The organism is Streptomyces sp. NPDC017529 (assembly GCF_044329785.1).
GTDB lineage: Bacteria > Actinomycetota > Actinomycetes > Streptomycetales > Streptomycetaceae > Streptomyces.
In genome coordinates this window covers 308,277-325,623 of record NZ_JBIRJY010000007.1, presented here as the reverse complement: position 1 = coordinate 325,623, position 17,347 = coordinate 308,277, and the positions used below count along the sequence as shown (strand labels likewise).

Below are 17,347 nucleotides of genomic sequence, written 5' to 3'. Positions count from 1 at the left end.
GGCCACTGATTTAGGCGGCGGCCCGGCGTCAGGGGGCGCTCTGCGCGTTGATGGCGGCGAGCCGCCCGCGCAGGTACGTGTGCGAGTCGGCCAGGGTGCCGACGCGGGTGCCGGGGTCGCATTCGTAGAAGTAGACGAGGGACATCAGTTCCTCGGCGGGGGCGTCGGCCGGCGGCGGCAGGACGCGGTGGCGGCCGGAGCGCCAGCGGCCGCCGGTCCAGCGGGCCAGCAGGTCGCCGGCGTTGACGGTGAGGGAGCCGGGGACGTACGGGGCGTCCTGCCAGCCGGTGCCGCCGCCGGCGGGGTCGGTCCAGATCTGGAGGCCGCCCTTGCCCTGCTGCCGGTCCAGGACCGTGACGGTGCCGAAGTCGGTGTGCGGGCCGATGCGGTACTGGCCCGGCCGGGCCTCGCCCACGGTCCGGGTGCCCGGATACCAGTTGATGTTGAAGCCCCAGGTGGGGTGCGCGGTGTGCCGGGTGAAGCGGTCCGGTTCGGCGCCGAGCGCGTCGGCGAGAAGGGTGAGCAGGAGGTCGGACAGGGCGCGCAGGCCGGTCAGCAGGTCCTGGACGTCGGTGCGCAGGGCGGGGACCTGGTGGGGCCAGATGTTGGGCAGGAACCACTCGGCGTCGACGGCCGGGTTCCCGGTCGGCTCCTCGGAGGCGAAGGACAGCGACTCCTTCATGTCCGGCGGCGTCGCGGTGCCCTCGGCGGCGCCGTTGGCCTCGGCGCCGGGCCCGAGCCAGCCGCGGCCGCCGACCTCGGTGGCGTACGGCTGTTTCTCCGCCGCGGGCAGCGCGAAGAAGGCGCGGGCGGTGGCGCGGACCCGGTCGCGCAGGTCCGCGTCGATGCCGTGGCCGGTGACGAGCAGGAAGCCGGTGGCGCGCAGCGCGGCGTCGACGACCGCGGCCGTCTCGCGGCGCGTGCCGGGGCCGCCGGCCCGCCAGCGGGCGAGGTCGACGGTGGGGACGGGGCAGGCGGGAGGTCCCGCGGTCTCAGTCACGGCCGATGTCCTCGTTCCACACCTCGGGCCGGGCGGCGACGAACTCCCGCATCATGGCCACGCACTCCGCGTCGTCCAGCAGCACGATCCGCACGCCGCTCTGGGCCAGCCAGTCGTGGCCGCCGTGGAAGGTGCGGGACTCGCCGATCAGTACCCGCGGTATCCCGAACTGGCGGACCAGGCCGCAGCAGAACCAGCAGGGGGAGAGGGTGGTGACCATCGTCGTGCCGCGGTAGCCGCGCTGCCGGCCGGCGGCCCGGAAGGCGGAGGTCTCCGCGTGCGCGGACGGGTCGCCGTCCTGGACGCGCCGGTTGCGGCCGCGCCCGAGGAGGGCGCCGTCAGGCCCGTACAGCGCGGCACCGATCGGAATGCCGCCCTCGGCCAGCCCGGCCCGCGCCTCGGCGACCGCGGTCGCCAGCATCTGCCGCTCGTGGTCCTTCACGACCGCCACTGTCCTCGCTCCGGGGCGGCCCGGCAACGCACCGGCCGTGATCGGCGGGCGCGCGGACGCGGCAGCGCGCGGCGGGGAGCGCGGAGGCCCGTACGCCCGGCGCGTACGGGGCGCGTGGCGGTGGTCAGCCCTTCGCGGGCGGGTTCCCCTCGCCGTCGGTCGGGCCGTTCTCCTTGCGCCGCAGCTCCTCCTCGCGGCGCCGCAGGTCGGCCTCCCAGTCCTTGAGCAGCGCCTCGTCCTTCTTGTCCCCGCCGTCCTTCTTGCCCTCGCCCTTGAGCGTGCGCAGGAAGTCGGGGTTGTCGTCCGGCGCGACCCACTTGGGGGCCGGGCCGCGACCGCCGCGCTGCCACGGTGACGGCGCGCCGCCGGCGTGCTGACGCCGCGGCCGGCCGGCGACCAGCCAGGCGACCGGTCCGATCAGCACCTCGCCGAACAGCAGGATGATGAAGACCCAGGCGATCTTCGGCAGGCCCCGTACCTGGTTCTCCGGCGTGTTCAGGCAGTCGATGAACGCGTAGATCCACAGCGCCAGGATCACGAGGAACGGCAGATACCTGAGCATTGCGGAAGCAGCCCCCCAGAGCTGACGGGCGGGCCCCGGCGGGGCCCGGTGACCCGTCCAGGGTAGTGCGTACCGGATACTGGAACGCATGGCTTATGACGATCTTCGCTCTTTCCTGCGAGCGCTCGACCGTGAAGGCGACCTCCAGCGGATCAAGGCCGAGGTCGACCCGTACCTGGAAGTCGGCGAGATCGTCGACCGGGTGCAGAAGTCCGGCGGCCCGGCGCTGCTCTTCGAGAACGTCAAGGGCTCGTCGATGCCGCTGGCCATGAACGTCTTCGGCACCGACCGGCGCCTGCTCAAGGCGCTCGGCCTGAAGTCGTACGACGACATCAGCGCCTCGATCGCCGGGCTGCTCAAGCCCGAGCTGCCGCAGGGCTTCGTCGGCGTGCGCGAGGCGTTCGGGAAGCTCGCGAACATGACCCACGTACCGCCGAAGAAGGTCAAGGGCGAGAGCGCGCCCGTCCAGGAGGTCGTGCTCCGGGGCGACGACGTGGACCTCGACGCGCTGCCCGCGCTGTTCACCTGGCCGAAGGACGGCGGGTCCTTCTTCAACCTGGGCCTGACCCACACCAAGCACCCCGAGACGGGCGTGCGGAACCTGGGCCTGTACCGCCTCCAGCGCCACGACAAGCGCACCATCGGCATGCACTGGCAGATCCACAAGGACAGCCGCAACCACTACCAGGTCGCGGCCAAGCGCGGCGAGAAGCTGCCCGTCGCGATCGCCTTCGGCGCCCCGCCGGCCGTCACCTACGCCTCCACCGCGCCGCTGCCCGGCGACATCGACGAGTACCTCTTCGCGGGCTTCGTGCAGGGCAAGCGGGTCGAGATGGTGGACTGCAAGACCGTGCCGCTCCAGGTGCCGGCCAACGCCGAGGTCGTGCTGGAGGGCTGGCTGGAGCCCGGCGAGATGCTGCCGGAGGGCCCGTTCGGCGACCACACCGGCTTCTACACGCCGCAGGAGGACTTCCCCGCGCTGACCATCGACTGCGTCACGATGCGCAAGCGCCCGCTGCTCCAGTCGATCGTGGTCGGCCGGCCGCCGACGGAGGACGGCCCGCTGGGCCGGGCCACGGAGCGGTTCTTCCTGCCGCTGCTGAAGATCATCGTGCCGGACATCGTGGACTACCACCTGCCCGAGTCGGGCGGCTTCCACAACTGCGCGATCATCTCGATCGACAAAAAGTACCCCAAGCACGCCCAGAAGGTCATGCACGCCGTCTGGGGCGCGCACATGATGTCGCTGACCAAGCTGATCATCGTGGTCGACGCCGACTGCGACGTGCACAACCTGCACGAGGTGTCCTGGCGGGCCCTCGGCAACACGGACTACGCGCGGGACCTGACCGTCGTCGAGGGGCCGGTCGACCACCTCGACCACTCCTCGTACCAGCAGTTCTGGGGCGGCAAGGCGGGCATCGACGCGACGAAGAAGCTGCCCGAGGAGGGCTACACCCGGGACGGCGGCTGGCCGGACATGGTCGAGTCGGACCCGGAGACGGCGGCGAAGGTCGACCGCCGCTGGAAGGAGTACGGGTTCTAGACATGAGCGCCGATTCAGCGACACCGGATCTCTTCGCACCCGAACCCGCACCGCCCGGCAAGATCAAAGCGTTCCTGCGGCTCGTGATGATCGAGCACTCGGTCTTCGCGCTGCCCTTCGCCTACATCGCCTCGCTGACCGCGATGCACGCCTCGGACCGCAGCATCCACTGGGTCGAGCTGCTGCTGGTCACCGTCGCCATGGTGGGTCTGCGGACGTTCGCGATGGCCGCCAACCGCATCATCGACCGGGAGATCGACGCCCGTAACCCGCGCACCGCCGGCCGCGAGCTGGTCACCGGCGCGGTGTCGGTGCGCTCCGCGTGGACCGGCGCGCTGGTCGCCGTGGTGTTCTTCCTCGGCGCCGCGGCGCTGCTCAACCCGCTGTGCCTGGCGCTGGCCCCGGTCGCCGTGATCCCGATGGTGGTCTACCCGTACGGGAAGCGCTTCACGAACTTCCCGCACGCGATACTGGGCCTGGCCCAGGCGATGGGCCCGGTCGGCGCGTGGATAGCCGTGACGGGGTCCTGGTCCTGGGACGCGGTGATCCTCGGGCTCGCCGTGGGCGTCTGGATCGGCGGCTTCGACCTGATCTTCGCCTGCCAGGACGTGCAGGCCGACCGGGCGCACGGCGTGAAGTCCGTACCGGCCCGCTTCGGCATCCCGGGGGCGCTGCACGGCGCCCGCGCCTGCCACGCCGTCACCACGGCCCTGCTGGTCTGGTACGCGCTCGCCACCCACGCCGGGGTGTTCTTCTGGCTCGGCCTGGTGATCGTCGTCGGCGCGTTCCTCTACGAGCACACCATCGTGCGGCCGCACGACCTCTCCCGGCTGAACCGGGCGTTCTTCCAGGTCAACGGATTCATCGGCATCGCGCTGTTCGTGTGCGCGCTGCTGGACCTCTTCGTCCGCGGGCTTACGGTCTAGGACGGGCTCCGAACGCCGAGAGCGCTCCGGGACGTGCCCCGGAGCGCTCTTCTCATGACCGCCTGTGCCGTTACGGCTTGACCATCGGCCAGGCGATGAACTTCGGGTACGACCACAGCTCACCGCGGTTCGCCTTGACCGTGCCGATGACGGCGAACACGAAGCTGGTGATCGAGAACGCCGCGAGCAGCCCCAGGATGACCAGGATGGTGATCGGGAGGGCGAGCGCCACCCGGCCGTCCTGGGCGTCCCCCAGGCTGACGCCGATGAGGAAGGCGAAGAAGTACAGCACCACGCCCACGCCCACCACGATGGCCTGCGTGATGCCGAGGTTCATCGCCTGGGTGCCGTGGTGGCGCACCAGCGGGTCGTGGCGGTTCTCCTGGTTGTTGCGGATCGCCATGGGGGCGATCCAGCCGAGGATGCCGCCCAGGCCGCAGCAGAAGCTGGAGCCGACGGTGATGGTCAGCAGCGCGCCCAGGTGGGTCCACATGGCGTTGTTGTTCGACGAGGGCCGCGGCGGCTGCGCGTATCCGGGGCCCCAGCCGGGGCCCTGGGGGTACTGGCCGGGGCCGTACCCCGCGCCGTAGCCGGGGCCGGGGCCGTACGGCTGGGCGCCGGGGGCCTGGCCGTAGGCGCCCTGCGGAGGCGGCGGGGGCTGCTGTGCCTGACCGGCGCCGTACGGAGGCGGCGGGGTCTGCGGCGCCTGCGGGTTCTGTGGCGCCTGCGGGTGCTGCGCGGGCTGCTGTGGCGTCTGCCCGCCCTGCGGGGACTGCTGCGACGCCTGCGGGTCCTGCGGCTGCTGTGGTTCTTCGGGCTTGTGGAATTCGACCATGCCAGGTCCCCCCAAGGGTCGTGCTGTCTGTCCTGCGGTGGCGCCCTGCGCGGGCACCGGTCAGCGAGACTACGGGATCGGCCGGGCCCGGCCGCCGGGCAGTGACGCGGCCGGGCGCTGCCGGAAGGCGAACGCCGCCAGCACGCCGCCCGCCAGCCCGAAGAGGTGGCCCTGCCAGCTGATGCCGTTGCCGGTCGGCAGCGCGCCCCACAGGATCGATCCGTACACCGCGGCGACCAGCACGCCGAGGCCGATGTCCAGCGGTTTGCGGTCGATGAAGCCGCGTACCAGGAGATAGCCGAAGAGGCCGAAGACGACGCCCGAGGCGCCGGCCGTGTTGCTGCCCGCCGGGGCGGTCAGCCAGACGCCCAGGCCGCTGGTGAGCGCGATGAGCAGGGCGACGCCGACGAAACGCCGCAGTCCGCTGCGGAGCGCGGCGAGGAAGCCGAGGAACAGCAGCGGCAGCGTGTTGGCCGCCAGATGGTCGAAGCCGAAGTGCACGAAAGCGGCGGGCAGCACGTCGGCCAGCTCGCCCAACTCGCGCGGCCGGACGCCGAAGGTGTCCAGCGCGTTGCCCGAGACGGCGTCGGCGGCCTCCAGCACCCACAGCAGCGCGATCCAGCCGAGCATCAGCGCGGCGGCCGGTCTGGCCCGGGTCGTCGCTCGTGTCCTCATCCCGCGTCCCCCTCTTCTTCGTTCACCCGGTCAAACGGCCGTGCCGGGTCCGGTGTTCCGCCGGATAGGCTCGATGCCGTGGAACCGCAGGACAACAACACCAGCCGGCCCGGGGTCCAAAGGCCCGGCGGGCACTCCGCCCGGCCTGCCGCCGGGTCCGCCGACATGCCGCGCCGCCCTTGGGTGGTGGGGGTTTCCGGTGCGTCCGGGACTCCGTACGCGGCGTCCGTACTGCGCGGGCTGCTCGCGGCGGGGGAGGCGGTGGACCTGGTCGTCAGCCGGGCCTCGCGGCTGACCCTGCTGGACGAGACGGGCATCGCCTTCCGGGACGCGCACTGGCGCGAGGACCTGCGGGAGTGGCTCGCCCGTGGTGCGGACGGCAAGCAGGACACGTTCACGGTCACCGGCGCGGACCTGGACCGGGTGCGGTACTGGCCGGCCGGCGACCTCGCGGCGGGCCCTTCGTCGGGCTCGTACCCCGTCAAGGGGATGCTGATCGTGCCGGCGAGCACGGCGTGCGTGGCGGGCGTGGCGCTCGGGCTGTCGAAGGACCTGCTCCAGCGGGTGGCGAGCGTGACGCTCAAGGAGCGCAGGAAGCTGGTGGTCGCGGTGCGCGAGACGCCGCTGAACGGGCAGACATTGAAGCAGCTGGTGACGCTGGACGAGGCGGGCGCGGTCGTGCTGCCCGCCTCGCCGGCGTTCTACGCGGGAGCGACGCACATCCAGGATCTGGCGGACTTCGTCGCGGGCCGGGTGCTGGACGCGGCGGGAGTGCCGCACCGGCTCTACCGGCGTTGGGCGGGGGAGCTCGGCTCGGGCTTCAAGAAGGAGGGTTAGCGCTTCTTGGCGGAGCCGGTGCGGCCGAAGCGGCGCTTGGCCTGCGGAGCGGCGGCGGGACGGTGAGCACGTGAACGATTGGCCAGGTCCTGCAGCTCGCGCATGCGGGCGTAGGCCATCTCGATCGAGTACACGGTGACATCTCCTGTGAAAGATCGTCTTTGATCAGCTGAAATTGACGGTTTGCAGGGTCACATCCCCTGCTTGCCTTAGATTCTACATGTAAAAGTCGGGATTGCAGAGCGAATGGAAGGTCAGGGGCGTATGGATGCCGTAGATAGGCAGCTCATCCAGGCACTGCGTGAGAACGGCAGGGCCTCGTACGCGGAGCTGGGCCGGCTCGTGGGCCTGTCCGGGCCCAGCGTCACCGACCGGATCAACCGCCTGGAGGCGGCCGGGGTGATCACCGGCTACCGGGCGACCGTCGACGCGGCCTCCCTGGGCCTGGGCGTCACCGCGCTGGTCGGCATCTCCCTGTCGGACGCGGCCGACCACGAGGACGTGGCGATGCGGCTGCGCGACCTCGCGGAGATCGAGGACGCCTGGTTCATCGCGGGCGACGACTCGTACATGCTCAAGGTGCGGGTGAGCGACGTGGACGGACTGGAGCGCACCATCCGCAGGCTCTCGGGGACCAAGGGCGTCTCCCGCACGCGGACCACCATCGTGCTGTCCACCAAGTGGGAGAACCGCGTCGGCGAGCTGCCCGAGGACGCGTAGGACGCCGCTTCCGGGCCTGTACGGCGGTCTCCCGGCCGTACAGGCATGGGGGCCCGGCCGGGCCGGATTACGGGGGAGTACGCTCGGTGAAGCCCGATTTTGGCAGAGATATGGGAGGCGGCCGGATGACTGCATCCATGGATGTGGGTCTCAAGCGCGAGCTGGAGGACAAGGTCCGGTCCGGGGAGCGGCTGACCCGCGAGGACGGCATCGCCCTCTACGAGTGCGACGACCTGGCGTGGCTGGGCGGGCTCGCCCACGAGGTGCGCACCCGCAAGAACGGCGACGTGGTGCACTTCAACGTCAACCGCCACCTGAACATGACCAACGTGTGCACCGCCTCGTGCGCGTACTGCTCCTTCCAGCGCAAGCCGGGCGAGAAGGACGCGTACACGATGCGCATCGAGGAGGCCGTCCGCCTCGCCAAGGCGATGGAGGGCGACAAGCTCACCGAGCTGCACATCGTCAACGGCCTGCACCCGACCCTGCCGTGGCGCTACTACCCGCGCTCGCTCAGCGCCCTCAAGGAGGCGCTGCCCGACACGGTCTCCCTCAAGGCGTTCACCGCCACCGAGATCCACCACTTCGAGAAGATCTCCGGGCTGTCCGCCTCCGAGATCCTCGACGAGCTGATCGACGCCGGCCTGGAGTCGCTGACCGGCGGCGGTGCCGAGATCTTCGACTGGGAGGTCCGGCAGCACATCGTCGACCACGACACCCACTGGGAGGACTGGTCGCGCATCCACCGCCTGGCGCACGAGAAGGGCCTCAAGGGCCCGAGCACCATGCTGTACGGGCACATCGAGGAGCCCCGGCACCGCGTCGACCACGTGCTGCGCCTGCGCGAGCTCCAGGACGAGACCGGCGGTTTCCAGGTCTTCATCCCGCTCCGCTACCAGCACGACTTCGTGGACATGAAGGACGGCAAGGTCCGTAACCGCCTCCAGGCGCGCACCACGATGGCGACCGGCGCCGAGGCGCTGAAGACCTTCGCCGTCTCCCGGCTGCTGTTCGACAACGTCCCGCACGTGAAGGTCTTCTGGGTCATGCACGGCCTGCAGACCGCGCAGCTCGCGCTCCAGCACGGCGCCGACGACATGGACGGCTCGGTCGTCGAGTACAAGATCACGCACGACGCGGACAACTACGGCACGCCGAACAAGCTCACCCGCGACGACCTGCTGGACCTGATCCGCGACGCGGGCTTCCGGCCGGTCGAGCGCAACACCCGCTACGAGATCATCCAGGAGTACCCGGGCCCGGACGCCGCGCGCCGGGAGTCGCCACAGCCGATGCGGGTGTGACGCTGCCGATACGGGTGTGACGTCAGGGGCAGGCGTGTTTCGAGGCGCATAGGGTCCCCACCATGGACCTGCGCTTCGACCTGGACCCCGCCGTCACCCCCGAGCTGACCGATGGCATCCGTTCGTTGTGGGCCGACGTGTCCAACGCGGGCGGTGCCGTCGGTTTTGTGCCACCGGTCACGGCCGAGGACGTCCGCCCCGACCTGCTCGCCCACCTGGTGGCGATATCCGAGGAGCGCGCCAGGCTGGTCGTGGGCCGCGACGAGCGGGGCCGGGTGCTGGCCACCGCCTTCCTCCACCTCAACACCCGCGGCCTGCTCAAGCACTGGCTGTGGGCCTACACGGTGATGGTGCACCCCGCGCTCCAGGGACAGGGCGCGGGTGCGGCGCTGATGGCGGCCGTCGACGAGGCGGCCCGCTCGATCGGCGGCATCCGGGGCATCCGGCTCACCTGCCGGGGCGGCACCGGGCTCGACGCGTTCTACGCCTCCTGCGGCTACAAGGAGGTCGGCCGGGTGCCCCGCGCGATCAGGGTGGCCGGCGACGACTTCCGGGACGACATCACGATGTGGCGGGAGCTGGCGTGAGCGCCGCGGCCCGGCCATGGCCCGGCACGGCCCGCGAGGACCGGGGCGAAGTGTTCCGTTTCCGGCAGGGGCCCGGAAGATCACGAAATCGGGCTGTGCTTGACTGGACGCAGACCCTTTCGGTTGTCGTCGTGAAGAAGGTCAGCCCGTGAGTAGCCAGAAGTTCGCCACGCTCCGCTACACCGCTCTCCGCCTGGGGATCTTCGTCGTGTGCTTCGCGCTGGTCTGGGTGCTCGCGTACTTCCGGATCATCCCGCTCGGCGTGGGCAGCGCCAACGCGGTGTGGCTGCTGCTGCTCGCGGTCGTGATCTCCGCGCCGCTCAGCTTCGTGCTGCTGCGCAAGCAGCGGGACGCGATGTCCGAGCAGATCGTGGCCAGGGTGGACCGGCAGAAGGAACGCATCGCGGCCAACGCCCGCCAGGAGGACGGCCTCCTATAGCCGGCCGCGGGACCGCTCGGGCCCCGCCGCCCCTGTAAGGCGCCTCACAACCGGCAGAGCCCCGTCGTGGAGTTACCGCTCCAGGACGGGGTTTTCGTGCGTTCCGGGACGGATCCGGACACCTGCCGCCTCCGCTGCCCAAAGAATCTCTTTGGGTTCCCCAAAGTTCAAGTGTTAACGTGTCCGACATGAAGACAGCAGTAGCGCACCAGTTCTCCACGGGCGTCCCGCTCGTGGCGCGCCTGCACGTCGATCTTTGCCGCTGCATGTCCGCGGCCTGTTGCCGCCGCTGACTCCTGTCACCGCGGCGGCCGGAGATCCCGTACGGATCGATACGGACCTCCTGTCTCCTGGCGCTGTCCGCCGTTCCCTTACCGACGCCTGTCTGTCCCCGGAGTGTGTCCGTTGTCCACCACGTCTTCCGAGACCTCGCGGTCCCCCGAGACCGCCAGATCCTCCCGCATACCCAAGGTCCCGTTCTGGGCCCAGATCCTGCTCGGCCTCGTCCTCGGCGTGCTGCTCGGCTGGGTCGCCAAGAGCGGCGACGTCTCCTGGCTGAAGACCACCCTCGACACGATCGGCAGCCTCTTCGTCCAGCTGCTCAAGCTGGCCGTGGCGCCGCTGGTGTTCTTCGCCATCCTGGTCTCGATCACCAACCTGCGGCAGGTCAACAACGCCGCCCGGCTGGCCACCAGGACCCTGCTGTGGTTCATGGTCACCTCGCTGATCGCGGTCGCCATCGGCATGGCGATCGGCCTGGTCAGCGACCCCGGCGCGGGCACCGGGCTGACCCCCAAGGACGGCAAGCTCCCGCAGCACGCCGGCTCCTGGATCGACTTCCTGACCGGCATCGTCCCCAAGGACGTCATCACGCCGTTCACCGAGCTGAAGGTCATGCAGATCGTCTTCATGGCGACCGTGGCCGGCATCGCGGCCCTGAAGCTGGGCGACCGCGCCGAGCCGGTGCTGCGCCTGAGCCGCTCCGCGCTGGAGCTGCTCCAGAAGGCCCTGTGGTGGGTCATCCGCCTCGCCCCGATCGGCTCGCTCGGCCTGATCGGCTACGCCATCGCGGACTACGGCTGGGACCTGATCAGCAAGTACGCGACGTTCACCGTCGACATCTACGTCGGCTGCGCCCTCGTGCTGTTCGGCGTCTACCCGCTGCTGCTGTCGGTCTTCGCCAAGGTCAACCCGCTGCAGTTCTTCAAGGGCGCCTGGCCCGCCATCCAGCTGGCGTTCGTCTCCCGCTCCTCGGTCGGCACCATGCCGCTGACCCAGAAGGTCACCGAGCGCCTGGGCGTCCCGAAGGAGTACGCGTCCTTCGCCGTGCCGTTCGGCTCGACGACGAAGATGGACGGCTGCGCCTCGATCTACCCGGCGCTCGCCGCGATCTTCATCGCGCAGATCTTCGGCGTGGACCTGGGCGTCGGCGACTACGTACTGATCGCCTTCGTCTCGGTCATCGGCTCGGCGGCCACCGCCGGTCTGACGGGCGCCACCGTCATGCTGACCCTGACCCTGTCCACGCTCGGCCTCCCGCTGGAGGGCGTCGGCCTGCTGATGGCCATCGACCCGATCCTGGACATGATGCGGACCGCCACGAACGTCGCGGGCCAGGTCGTCGTGCCGATCCTGGTCTCGGCCAAGGAGAAGATCCTGGACCGCGACGCGTACGCCAGGGCCGCGGGCGTGGACCTGGAGGACGGCGCGGTGCGCGAGCCCGAGCAGAAGGTGTCGGTCCCGGCGCCGGCCGGGGTGAGCTGACGCCCTGCGGTACGGCCTTCGAGAGCACCGTGAGCGCCGGGCGGGCGTGGGAGACCCCACGCCCGCCCGGCGCTTCACGTGCGTACGGCCCCGCTCAGCGCCCCGCCTTCGCCGTGAACGCGAGGACCGCCTCGGCCAGCGGCCCCTGCACCTCGGGCGGCAGCGCGTGGCCCATGCCCGGGATCTCCACCAGGTCCGCGCCCCGGACGACCTGCGCGAGGTGCTGCGGGTGCGGTGGCGGGAAGACCGGCTCGGCGGGGGCCGAGACGACGAGTACGGGCACCTCGTTCGCGGCCAGCGCCTCGGTGCGCAGCAGGCCCGAGTCGTCGGCGCGGCCGTGCGCGGTGGAGACGTCGTACCGGCCCGTGTGCTCGATGATCCCGCGCTCCAGCTCGCGGAAGTACCCGGCGTCGAACGGGAGCTGCCCGCCGCTCAGCACCCGCCAGTGCGCCACGCGCCGGTCGAGCTCGGCCTCCAGCCCGTGGTCCTCGACGGGCCGGCCCCACATCTCCAGCACCTCCGGCGCGATGCCGGGCAGCGCGTCGACGGGGACCCGCGTACCGTCCGGGCGGGTGTACGGGGTGGTGCTCAGCGCGCAGGTGCCCAGCACGGTGGCGCTCAGCACCCGGCCGGGGTGGTCGGCGAGCACGAGCTGCGCCAGCAGCCCGCCCAGCGAGAGGCCCACCAGGTGGGCCCGCCCGGCCCCGAGGCCGTCGAGGACCGCGACGGCGTCCTGTGCCAGGTCGGCGATGCGGTACGGCTGCCGGTCGAAGGACCAGGTGGAACGGCCCGTGTCGCGGTGGTCGTAACGGATGACCCGGTGGTGGACGGCGAGCGCGTCGACGAACGGCTCGGGCCAGCCCAGGCCGGACGCCTGCGCACCCATGACGAGCAGCAGCGCGGGCGCGTCCGCCGGGCCGCGCTGCTCGGTCCACAGGCGTACGCCGGGGGCCGCGTCCACGAACTGCCGGTGCGCCTGCTGCATGGTGGGGTCCTCTCGTAGCACTCAACGCGACGAACCGTATCGTCTCGCTATAGAAGCGATCACGTCAAGACCCGCCCGCCAAGCCGGGGGTACGTAAACTTACTTGGCGGTAAAGGGGCGGGAAGGAAGGTCGACCGGCGTGGGAGCTGTGAAGAGCAAGCGGATGCCGCGGGCCGTACGGGAGCAGCAGATGCTCGACGCGGCCGTGCTGACCTTCGCGCGGCGCGGTTACCGTGCGGCCTCGATGGACGAGATCGCCGAGGTGGCCGGGGTGTCGAAACCGCTGGTCTATCTGTACCTCAACTCCAAGGAGGAGCTGTTCAGTGCCGTGATCCGGCGGGAGTCGGCGGCGCTGGCCGAGGCCGTGCGGGCGGCGGTGGAGCCGGACGCGCCCGCCGACCGGCAGCTGTGGAGCGGGCTGAAAGGTTTCTTCGCGCATACGGCCGAACACCCGGACGGCTGGGCGGTCCTGCACCAGCAGGCCCGCACCCACGGCGAGCCGTTCGCCCGTGAAGTCGCCGCGATGCGGGCGGAGATCGTCACCTTCGTCACCGCGATGATCGGTGCGGCCGCCCAGGAGGCGGGCTGCGACCGGGAGCTGGCCGCACGGGAAGTCTCCGGCCTGGCCCACGCCCTGGTGGGCGCGGCCGAATCACTCGCCGACTGGGCCAACGTCCGCAGCGGCGACCTGCCGACGGGCGAGCGGCCCCCGGCCAAGGAAACGGCGGCCACGCTGATGAACTTCGCGTGGGCGGGCCTGGGGCGCCTGATGGCGGGCGAGCGCTGGTCGCCGGAGCGCTGACCGCTCCTCACACCTCCGTCTCCACCCGCCCCTCCAGGTGGACGCGCTCCCGGTCGCCGGGGCCGCCGCGCAGCTGGAACGAGCCGCCGGCGCGGGTGGTCTCGTACGCGTACGAGACGGTGGCCGGCAGCAGCACCGGCGCGCGGAATCCGGCCGAGATGCGGAACGTCGGCGTACCGGGCAGCACCGCCTCGGCGGCGCAGCGCGCGAACGTCCACATGCCGTGCGCGATGGCGCGCGGGAACCCGAGCGGGCGGGCCGTCAGGGCGTGCAGGTGGATCGGGTTGTAATCGCCGGACACGGCGGCATGCCGGCGGCCGAGGTCGGCGGGCAGCCGCCAGGTGGCCCGCACGGGAAGGCTCCGCGGCTCCGGTTCCCGGGGCGCGCCGCGCTCCGCGCCGCCGCTCTCCGGCGTGCGGTGCCGCGCCAGGTAGGCGCTCCGGTCGTGCCAGACCAGCGCCCCCGCCCGGCGCGCCTCGGTGGTCATCACGACCTCGGTGCCCCGCCGGTGCGCCCGCAGCCCGCTCGCGAACACCGTCAGCTCCAGCGTGTCGGCGGGGTGCAGCGGAACGTACTGCGTGATCTCGATGCCGGTGTGCACGAGCCCGAGCATCGGCAGCGGAAACTCCCGCGCGCTCATCAGCCGGGCGGCCAGCGGGAACCCGAGGATGTGCGGGTAGGTGACGGGCAGCGGCTCGGTGGCCTGGAACCCGCAGACCCGCGCGTACGAAGCGGCCCGCCCCAGCCCGACCCGCGCCGCGGGCAGCACCAGCCGCGTACGCGGCACCCCGGCGTCCACCCGCGGCCGCTTGCCGAACCCGGTCAACACCCCTTTGGCCAGCACCGGCATCAGGCGCGGCGCGCGCGGCAGAGCCACCCTGGCGGCCCCGGGTGCGATGTCGGTCATGAGCCCACCTCTGCCTCCGCGCGCGAATTTACTTCGGAGTAAGGTTACTGACTGGTCAGTTGTTGGTCGAGGGGCGCGGTCGCGGGATGTGGCGGTGCGTGGACGGGGCGCCGCCGTCCCCCGCCCCCGGCTCTCCCGGAGCGGGGTGTCGTAGTCTCGTTCACGATCAGGGCCGGGCAGGGTGTGCCGGTGGGGACAGTTCGGGGGAGTTTCGTGACAGAGGCTGAGCAGGCCGCCGGGCCGGCCGTGGACGGCCGGGACGGGGAGGCGGCCGCGGAGCGGCGCGGGCGGCGCATTCCCATGCTGCTGGCGGTCACCGCGTTCGTCTACCTTCTCGACCTGGGCAGCAAGCTGCTGGTGGTCGCGAAGCTGGAGGACCACGACCCGGTCGAGGTGATCGGTACGTGGCTCAGGCTGCGGGTGCTCCGCAACCGTGGCGCCGCCTTCGGCTTCGGCGAGGCGATGACCATCGTCTTCACGCTCGTCGCCGCGGCCGTCATCGTCGTCGTCGTACGCCTGGCCCGCAAGCTCTACAGCGCGCCGTGGGCCATCGCGCTCGGGCTGCTGCTGGGCGGGGCCCTGGGCAACCTGACCGACCGGGTCTTCCGCTCGCCCGGCGGCCTCCAAGGGGGTGTGGTCGACTTCATCGCCGCCGAGAGCTTCGCGGTGTTCAACATCGCCGACTCGGCGATCTGCTGCGGCTGTGTCCTGCTGGTGTTCCTGTCCTTCCGCGGCGTGGAGGCGGACGGCACGGTGCGCAAGGACTGAGACACCGGCTCCGGGGTCCCGGCGGGTGCCGCGCGGGAAATGTGCGCGGGCTCTGGCCAACTTCCCGGCGCGGCGCTAACTTACGCCCAAGTAAGGTTACTGATCGGTCAGGCGTGGGCGGAGGGCGTGGCCGCCGGTGCGGCGGCGGCCCTCGGGCTGTGAACGGCGCGTGTTCTCTGGGGGGTTGGAGCCGTCTGGCGAGTGCCCCACCGTGAGACGAGGAGCCGCTCGTGTCGAATCGGGAACTGCAAGCCGCACCTCCGGCGCCCGCCCTGGCGGAGCCGCGCAAGGCCGTACGGGGCGGGGTCGTGCGGGAGGTGTCCGTACCGCCGCTGGCGCCGCGGGTGCGCGCCGGGTCGCTGGGGGACATCCCTTTCGACAACGCGGCGCAGGCGCCCGGCGAGGCCGTGCTGGCGCACAAGAAGGCGGCGCGTGAGGCCGGGGGCGCGTGGCGGGACGTGAGCGCCGCCGAGTTCGCCGGCGAGGTGCTCGCCCTGGCCAAGGGGCTGATCGCGCACGGTCTGCGGCCCGGCGACCGGCTGGCGATCATGGCTCGTACGACCTACGAGTGGACGCTCGTCGACTTCGCCGCCTGGGCGGCCGGGCTGGTCACCGTGCCCATCTACCCGACCTCCTCCGCCCACCAGGCGCACTGGATCCTGCACGACTCGGGCGCCGCGGCCTGCGTCGTGGAGAGCGTCGAGCAGACCCGGCTGGTGAGCGGCGTGCGGTCGCGGCTGCCGGGGCTGGAGCACCTGTGGCAGTTCGACACCGGGGCGGTGGCGCAGATCGTCTCGGCGGGGCGGGGGCTGCCGGACGCGCTGGTGACCGAGCGGCGGGCGGGCGTCGGCCCCGGCAGCATCGCCACCCTCGTCTACACCTCCGGCACCACCGGCCGCCCCAAGGGCTGTGTGCTGACCCACGCCAACTTCTTCGCCGAGGTGGACAACGCGACCGAGCTGCTGCACCCGGTCTTCAAGGCGGTGAGCCGGGAGCCCGCCTCGACCCTGCTGTTCCTGCCCCTGTCCCACGTCTTCGGACGGATGGTCGCGGTCGGCTGCCTGCGCGCCCGGGTCCGGCTCGGCCACGCGCCCAGCATCCGTACCGAGGACCTCCTCGCCGACCTGGCCGCCTTTCAGCCGACGTTCCTGCTGGCGGTCCCGTACGTCCTGGAGAAGGTCTACAACACCGGGCGCGCGACCGCCGAGAAGACGGGCCGGGCCGCCTCCTTCGACCGTGCGGCCCGCATCGCCCAGCGGTACGGGGAAGCCGTGGAGGCCAGGGAACACGGCACCGGCAGCGGGCCCGGCGTGGCGCTGAAGGCCGCCCGGCAGTTGTACGAGCCGCTGGTCTACCGCCGCATCCGCGCCGCGCTCGGCGGCAAGGTCCGCTACGCGATCTGCGGCGGCTCACCGCTCGGGCACCGGCTGGCGGCCTTCTACGCGGGCGCGGGCATCGAGATCTTCGAGGGGTACGGGCTGACGGAGACCACCGCGGCGGCCACCCTCACCCCGCCGCTCAAGCCGCGGATCGGCACGGTGGGCTGGCCCTTGCCCGGCAGCGCCGTACGGATAGCCGAGGACGGCGAGGTGCTGCTGCGCGGCGGCCAGGTCTTCTCCGGCTACTGGGACGCGGCGGTCGGCGGCCCGCGGCCGGCCGGGCACGGCGACTGGCTGGCGACCGGCGACATCGGCGCGCTGGACGTCGACGGCTACCTCACCATCACCGGTCGCAAGAAGGAACTGATCGTCACGACCGGCGGCAAGAACGTCGCGCCGGCCCCGCTGGAGGACCGGCTGCGGGCGCACCCGCTCGTCGGCCAGTGCATGGTGGTCGGCGACGGCCGCCCGTACGTCACCGCGTTGATCACACTGGAGGCGGACGGGCTGGCGCACTGGCGGCAGATGAGGAAGAAGCAGGGGGTGGCGATCGAGGAACTGGTGCGTGACGAGGAGTTGTCGGCCGAGGTGCAGGCGGCGGTGGACGACGCCAACAAGCTGGTGTCGCGCGCCGAGTCGATCCGCCGGTTCACCGTGCTGCCGGTGGACTTCACGGAGGAGAACGATCACCTCACCCCGTCCCTGAAGCTGAAGCGTGCCGCCATCGCGCGGGACTTCGCCAAGGAGATACAGGAGTTGTACGAGCGGCGCTGAACCGCCCGGGTCCTGACGCCCCGTTAACTGACCCCCGGGTAACCTCGTATGGGCCCGGCCCGGCAGACTGGAACCCCGTGTCACCT

Annotated in this window: 19 protein-coding genes; 11 read left to right on the top strand and 8 right to left on the bottom strand. The window is 71.7% G+C overall.

Features of this window, described 5'->3' with window-relative positions; all coding sequences use genetic code 11:
- Positions 1-28: 28 nt before the first annotated feature.
- From ACH4K4_RS21085 to ACH4K4_RS21075, 3 genes are all read right to left on the bottom strand, one after another.
- On the bottom strand, positions 29-1,000 hold the full coding sequence (locus ACH4K4_RS21085; protein ID WP_398169105.1) for an isopenicillin N synthase family dioxygenase: 972 nt from the start codon (positions 998-1,000) through the stop codon (positions 29-31).
- Positions 993-1,421 carry a nucleoside deaminase gene (locus tag ACH4K4_RS21080; RefSeq protein ID WP_398169215.1) on the bottom strand — a complete coding sequence of 143 codons (429 nt, stop codon included), beginning with the start codon at positions 1,419-1,421 and terminating at the stop codon, positions 993-995. Before ACH4K4_RS21080 ends, ACH4K4_RS21085 begins: the two co-directional genes overlap by 8 nt.
- A gap of 154 nt (positions 1,422-1,575) precedes the next feature.
- Complete coding sequence (locus ACH4K4_RS21075) at positions 1,576-2,013, bottom strand: PLD nuclease N-terminal domain-containing protein (RefSeq protein WP_398169104.1); 438 nt, start codon at positions 2,011-2,013, stop codon at positions 1,576-1,578.
- Positions 2,014-2,101: 88 nt separating this feature from the next.
- Between ACH4K4_RS21075 and ACH4K4_RS21070 the strand changes: the two genes are divergently transcribed.
- Both ACH4K4_RS21070 and mqnP read left to right on the top strand, forming a co-directional pair.
- Positions 2,102-3,559, top strand: a complete 1,458-nt coding sequence (locus tag ACH4K4_RS21070) for a menaquinone biosynthesis decarboxylase (RefSeq protein ID WP_398169103.1) — start codon at positions 2,102-2,104, stop codon at positions 3,557-3,559.
- A 2-nt stretch (positions 3,560-3,561) separates the two neighbouring features.
- The gene (gene mqnP / locus ACH4K4_RS21065) at positions 3,562-4,485 is read left to right on the top strand and encodes a menaquinone biosynthesis prenyltransferase MqnP (protein ID WP_398169101.1); all 924 of its coding nucleotides are present in this window, start codon (positions 3,562-3,564) and stop codon (positions 4,483-4,485) included.
- A gap of 70 nt (positions 4,486-4,555) precedes the next feature.
- Here the strand turns inward: mqnP and ACH4K4_RS21060 are convergent, their stop codons facing one another.
- Together ACH4K4_RS21060 and ACH4K4_RS21055 are read right to left on the bottom strand one after the other, a co-directional pair.
- Positions 4,556-5,320, bottom strand: a complete 765-nt coding sequence (locus ACH4K4_RS21060) for a DUF4870 domain-containing protein (RefSeq protein WP_398169099.1) — start codon at positions 5,318-5,320, stop codon at positions 4,556-4,558.
- Between the two features lie 69 nt (positions 5,321-5,389).
- Positions 5,390-5,995 carry a rhomboid family intramembrane serine protease gene (locus ACH4K4_RS21055; protein ID WP_398169098.1) on the bottom strand — a complete coding sequence of 202 codons (606 nt, stop codon included), beginning with the start codon at positions 5,993-5,995 and terminating at the stop codon, positions 5,390-5,392.
- Positions 5,996-6,160: 165 nt separating this feature from the next.
- On the opposite strand from ACH4K4_RS21055, the gene ACH4K4_RS21050 reads away from it, so the two are divergent.
- Positions 6,161-6,832, top strand: coding sequence for a UbiX family flavin prenyltransferase (locus ACH4K4_RS21050; RefSeq protein ID WP_398169214.1), 672 nt, complete (start codon positions 6,161-6,163; stop codon positions 6,830-6,832).
- On the opposite strand, the gene ACH4K4_RS21045 is transcribed toward ACH4K4_RS21050, so the two are convergent.
- Positions 6,829-6,966 (bottom strand): hypothetical protein, encoded by a 138-nt coding sequence (locus tag ACH4K4_RS21045; protein ID WP_398169096.1) that lies wholly within the window; start codon positions 6,964-6,966, stop codon positions 6,829-6,831. The two genes, ACH4K4_RS21050 and ACH4K4_RS21045, sit on opposite strands and share 4 nt — an antisense overlap.
- A gap of 130 nt (positions 6,967-7,096) precedes the next feature.
- Here ACH4K4_RS21045 and ACH4K4_RS21040 point away from each other — a divergent pair, with 130 nt between their 5' ends.
- From ACH4K4_RS21040 to ACH4K4_RS21020, 5 genes are all read left to right on the top strand, one after another.
- The gene (locus tag ACH4K4_RS21040) at positions 7,097-7,552 is read left to right on the top strand and encodes an Lrp/AsnC family transcriptional regulator (RefSeq protein ID WP_003986103.1); all 456 of its coding nucleotides are present in this window, start codon (positions 7,097-7,099) and stop codon (positions 7,550-7,552) included.
- A gap of 137 nt (positions 7,553-7,689) precedes the next feature.
- Positions 7,690-8,856 (top strand): aminofutalosine synthase MqnE, encoded by a 1,167-nt coding sequence (gene mqnE / locus ACH4K4_RS21035; protein WP_360125023.1) that lies wholly within the window; start codon positions 7,690-7,692, stop codon positions 8,854-8,856.
- A 62-nt stretch (positions 8,857-8,918) separates the two neighbouring features.
- A complete protein-coding gene (locus ACH4K4_RS21030) occupies positions 8,919-9,443 on the top strand; it encodes a GNAT family N-acetyltransferase (protein ID WP_398169095.1) in 525 nt (174 codons plus the stop codon).
- 148 nt (positions 9,444-9,591) lie between these two features.
- Complete coding sequence (locus ACH4K4_RS21025) at positions 9,592-9,882, top strand: DUF4229 domain-containing protein (RefSeq protein WP_398169093.1); 291 nt, start codon at positions 9,592-9,594, stop codon at positions 9,880-9,882.
- A gap of 405 nt (positions 9,883-10,287) precedes the next feature.
- A complete protein-coding gene (locus ACH4K4_RS21020; protein ID WP_398169092.1) occupies positions 10,288-11,646 on the top strand; it encodes a dicarboxylate/amino acid:cation symporter in 1,359 nt (452 codons plus the stop codon).
- Between the two features lie 94 nt (positions 11,647-11,740).
- Here ACH4K4_RS21020 and ACH4K4_RS21015 read toward each other — a convergent pair whose 3' ends face one another.
- A complete protein-coding gene (locus tag ACH4K4_RS21015) occupies positions 11,741-12,631 on the bottom strand; it encodes an alpha/beta fold hydrolase (protein ID WP_398169091.1) in 891 nt (296 codons plus the stop codon).
- A 139-nt stretch (positions 12,632-12,770) separates the two neighbouring features.
- Between ACH4K4_RS21015 and ACH4K4_RS21010 the strand changes: the two genes are divergently transcribed.
- Positions 12,771-13,433 (top strand): TetR/AcrR family transcriptional regulator, encoded by a 663-nt coding sequence (locus ACH4K4_RS21010; RefSeq protein WP_398169089.1) that lies wholly within the window; start codon positions 12,771-12,773, stop codon positions 13,431-13,433.
- Positions 13,434-13,440: 7 nt separating this feature from the next.
- Here ACH4K4_RS21010 and ACH4K4_RS21005 read toward each other — a convergent pair whose 3' ends face one another.
- Positions 13,441-14,340, bottom strand: coding sequence for a MaoC family dehydratase (locus ACH4K4_RS21005; RefSeq protein ID WP_398169087.1), 900 nt, complete (start codon positions 14,338-14,340; stop codon positions 13,441-13,443).
- A 213-nt stretch (positions 14,341-14,553) separates the two neighbouring features.
- On the opposite strand from ACH4K4_RS21005, the gene lspA reads away from it, so the two are divergent.
- Together lspA and ACH4K4_RS20995 are read left to right on the top strand one after the other, a co-directional pair.
- Complete coding sequence (lspA, locus tag ACH4K4_RS21000; protein ID WP_398169085.1) at positions 14,554-15,108, top strand: signal peptidase II; 555 nt, start codon at positions 14,554-14,556, stop codon at positions 15,106-15,108.
- 230 nt (positions 15,109-15,338) lie between these two features.
- Positions 15,339-17,261 carry an AMP-dependent synthetase/ligase gene (locus tag ACH4K4_RS20995; RefSeq protein ID WP_398169084.1) on the top strand — a complete coding sequence of 641 codons (1,923 nt, stop codon included), beginning with the start codon at positions 15,339-15,341 and terminating at the stop codon, positions 17,259-17,261.
- Positions 17,262-17,347: the final 86 nt, after the last annotated feature.

What these genes read in the sequence shown, in the direction of transcription:
- ACH4K4_RS21080 (WP_398169215.1), bottom strand. Translation starts at nt 1,421, where the DNA reads ATGCTGGCGACCGCGGTCGCCGAGGCGCGGGCCGGGCTGGCCGAGGGC.
- ACH4K4_RS21075 (WP_398169104.1), bottom strand. Translation starts at nt 2,013, where the DNA reads ATGCTCAGGTATCTGCCGTTCCTCGTGATCCTGGCGCTGTGGATCTAC.
- ACH4K4_RS21070 (WP_398169103.1), top strand. Translation starts at nt 2,102, where the DNA reads ATGGCTTATGACGATCTTCGCTCTTTCCTGCGAGCGCTCGACCGTGAA.
- mqnP (WP_398169101.1), top strand. Translation starts at nt 3,562, where the DNA reads ATGAGCGCCGATTCAGCGACACCGGATCTCTTCGCACCCGAACCCGCA.
- ACH4K4_RS21060 (WP_398169099.1), bottom strand. Translation starts at nt 5,320, where the DNA reads ATGGTCGAATTCCACAAGCCCGAAGAACCACAGCAGCCGCAGGACCCG.
- ACH4K4_RS21055 (WP_398169098.1), bottom strand. Translation starts at nt 5,995, where the DNA reads ATGAGGACACGAGCGACGACCCGGGCCAGACCGGCCGCCGCGCTGATG.
- ACH4K4_RS21050 (WP_398169214.1), top strand. Translation starts at nt 6,161, where the DNA reads ATGCCGCGCCGCCCTTGGGTGGTGGGGGTTTCCGGTGCGTCCGGGACT.
- ACH4K4_RS21040 (WP_003986103.1), top strand. Translation starts at nt 7,097, where the DNA reads ATGGATGCCGTAGATAGGCAGCTCATCCAGGCACTGCGTGAGAACGGC.
- mqnE (WP_360125023.1), top strand. Translation starts at nt 7,690, where the DNA reads ATGGATGTGGGTCTCAAGCGCGAGCTGGAGGACAAGGTCCGGTCCGGG.
- ACH4K4_RS21030 (WP_398169095.1), top strand. Translation starts at nt 8,919, where the DNA reads ATGGACCTGCGCTTCGACCTGGACCCCGCCGTCACCCCCGAGCTGACC.
- ACH4K4_RS21015 (WP_398169091.1), bottom strand. Translation starts at nt 12,631, where the DNA reads ATGCAGCAGGCGCACCGGCAGTTCGTGGACGCGGCCCCCGGCGTACGC.
- ACH4K4_RS21005 (WP_398169087.1), bottom strand. Translation starts at nt 14,340, where the DNA reads ATGACCGACATCGCACCCGGGGCCGCCAGGGTGGCTCTGCCGCGCGCG.